Annotated in this window: 2 protein-coding genes; both read left to right on the plus strand. The window is 68.8% G+C overall.

Translation table 11 applies throughout. From position 1 onward, the window contains the following. Positions 1 to 96: 96 nt before the first annotated feature. Positions 97 to 1,098 carry a ketol-acid reductoisomerase gene (gene ilvC / locus STRIP9103_RS18910; protein WP_009314774.1) on the plus strand — a complete coding sequence of 334 codons (1,002 nt, stop codon included), beginning with the start codon at positions 97 to 99 and terminating at the stop codon, positions 1,096 to 1,098. A 230-nt stretch (positions 1,099 to 1,328) separates the two neighbouring features. Then, the gene (serA, locus tag STRIP9103_RS18915; protein ID WP_009314773.1) at positions 1,329 to 2,918 is read left to right on the plus strand and encodes a phosphoglycerate dehydrogenase; all 1,590 of its coding nucleotides are present in this window, start codon (positions 1,329 to 1,331) and stop codon (positions 2,916 to 2,918) included. The last annotated feature ends 8 nt before the right edge of the window (positions 2,919 to 2,926 follow it).

Here is a 2,926-nt window from a genome sequence, read left to right on the forward strand (position 1 = left end):
GCCCGTGACCGCCCGTATACCGAGACCCCGAGACTTCACATCCCCCCGCCGTCATACGGTGGGACGCAACACCTGCACTCAAGGAGAGAACCCAAAGTGGCCGAGCTGTTCTACGACGCTGACGCCGACCTGTCCATCATCCAGGGCCGCAAGGTCGCGGTCATCGGCTACGGCAGCCAGGGCCACGCCCACGCGCTGTCGCTGCGCGACTCCGGTGTCGACGTCCGCGTCGGTCTGCACGAGGGCTCGAAGTCCAAGGCGAAGGCCGAGGAGCAGGGCCTGCGCGTGGTGACCCCGTCGGAGGCCGCCGCCGAGGCCGACGTCATCATGATCCTCGTCCCGGACCCGATCCAGGCCCAGGTCTACGAGGAGCACATCGCCCCGAACCTGAACGACGGCGACGCCCTGTTCTTCGGCCACGGCCTGAACATCCGCTTCGGCTTCATCAAGCCCCCGGCCGGCGTCGACGTCTGCATGGTCGCCCCCAAGGGCCCGGGCCACCTGGTCCGCCGCCAGTACGAGGAGGGCCGCGGCGTTCCCTGTATCGCCGCCGTCGAGCAGGACGCCACCGGCAACGCCTTCGCGCTCGCCCTGTCGTACGCCAAGGGCATCGGCGGCACCCGCGCCGGTGTCATCAAGACGACCTTCACCGAGGAGACCGAGACCGACCTGTTCGGTGAGCAGGCCGTCCTCTGCGGTGGTACGGCCGCGCTGGTCAAGGCCGGTTTCGAGACGCTGACCGAGGCCGGCTACCAGCCGGAGATCGCGTACTTCGAGTGCCTGCACGAGCTGAAGCTGATCGTCGACCTCATGTACGAGGGCGGCCTGGAGAAGATGCGCTGGTCGATCTCCGAGACCGCCGAGTGGGGCGACTACGTCACCGGCCCGCGCATCATCACGGACGCCACCAAGGCCGAGATGAAGAAGGTCCTCGCCGAGATCCAGGACGGCACCTTCGCCCAGGCGTGGATGGACGAGTACCACGGCGGTCTGAAGAAGTACAACGAGTACAAGACCCAGGACTCCGAGCACCTGCTGGAGACCACGGGCAAGGAGCTGCGCAAGCTCATGAGCTGGGTCAACGACGAAGAGGCGTGATCTGAGCAGGCCGGCCATGGCGGGGTTCGCCCGGAGCCATGGCCGGCTCTGTTTTCCCCTTCGGGTGATCCTTCCGTAGCGGCGTGAGGCGACGCCCTCGGCGCCACTACACTGCCGTACTACATACGCGTCAGGCCCACAGCGTCGTGCGTCTTCCACGCGGCCACCACCCTCCACCGCCTGCGGCCGTCGGGACGGCCGTCCGCAGCATTGGACTTGTGAGGACTCACGTGAGCTCGAAACCAGTCGTACTCATCGCTGAAGAGCTGTCGCCCGCCACGGTGGACGCGCTCGGTCCGGACTTCGAGATCCGGCAGTGCAACGGAGCGGACCGAGCCGAACTGCTCCCTGCCATCGCCGACGTCGACGCGATCCTGATCCGCTCGGCCACCAAGGTCGACGCCGAGGCCATCGCCGCCGCGAAGAAGCTGAAGGTCGTCGCGCGCGCCGGTGTCGGCCTGGACAACGTGGACGTCTCCGCCGCCACCAAGGCCGGCGTGATGGTCGTCAACGCCCCCACCTCGAACATCGTGACCGCCGCCGAGCTGGCCTGCGGTCTCATCCTCGCCACCGCCCGCCACATCCCGCAGGCGAACACCGCCCTGAAGAACGGCGAGTGGAAGCGCAGCAAGTACACGGGTGTGGAGCTGGCCGAGAAGACCCTCGGTGTCGTGGGCCTGGGCCGTATTGGTGCGCTCGTCGCGCAGCGCATGTCCGCCTTCGGCATGAAGGTCGTCGCCTACGACCCCTACGTGCAGCCCGCGCGCGCCGCGCAGATGGGTGTGAAGGTCCTGTCGCTGGACGAGCTGCTCGAGGTCTCCGACTTCATCACCGTCCACCTGCCGAAGACCCCCGAGACGGTCGGCCTCATCGGCGCCGAGGCGCTCACGAAGGTCAAGCCGTCGGTGCGGATCGTCAACGCCGCGCGCGGTGGCATCGTCGACGAGGCCGCGCTGTACTCGGCGCTCAAGGAGGGCCGCGTCGCGGGCGCCGGCCTCGACGTGTACGCCAAGGAGCCGTGCACCGACTCGCCGCTGTTCGAGCTGGACCAGGTGGTGTGCACCCCGCACCTCGGCGCCTCCACCGACGAGGCCCAGGAGAAGGCCGGTATCGCCGTCGCCCGCTCCGTCCGTCTCGCCCTCGCCGGTGAGCTGGTGCCGGACGCCGTCAACGTCCAGGGCGGTGTCATCGCCGAGGACGTCAAGCCGGGTCTGCCGCTCGCCGAGCGTCTCGGCCGGATCTTCACCGCGCTCGCCGGTGAGGTCGCGGTGCGGCTCGATGTCGAGGTGTACGGCGAGATCACGCAGCACGATGTGAAGGTGCTGGAGCTCAGCGCCCTCAAGGGTGTCTTCGAGGACGTCGTCGACGAGACGGTGTCGTACGTGAACGCCCCGCTGTTCGCCCAGGAGCGCGGTGTCGAGGTCCGCCTGACGACCAGCTCCGAGTCGCCGGACCACCGCAACGTCGTCACGGTGCGCGGCACGCTCGGCAGCGGCGAGGAGGTGTCCGTCTCCGGCACGCTCGCCGGTCCGAAGCACCACCAGAAGATCGTCGCGGTCGGGGAGTACGACGTCGACCTGGCCCTCGCGGACCACATGGTCGTCTTCCGCTACGTCGACCGTCCCGGTGTCGTCGGCACCGTCGGCCGTATCTTCGGCGAGGCCGGCATCAACATCGCCGGTATGCAGGTCGCCCGGTCCGCCGCCGGGGGCGAGGCCCTCGCGGTGCTCACCGTCGACGACACGGTGCCCGTGCCGGTGCTGACCGAGGTGGCCGAGGAGATCGGCGCGACGTCGGCGCGCTCGGTGAACCTGGTCTGAGGTTCGCT

This window comes from Streptomyces ipomoeae 91-03, from assembly GCF_000317595.1.
Classification (GTDB): domain Bacteria; phylum Actinomycetota; class Actinomycetes; order Streptomycetales; family Streptomycetaceae; genus Streptomyces; species Streptomyces ipomoeae.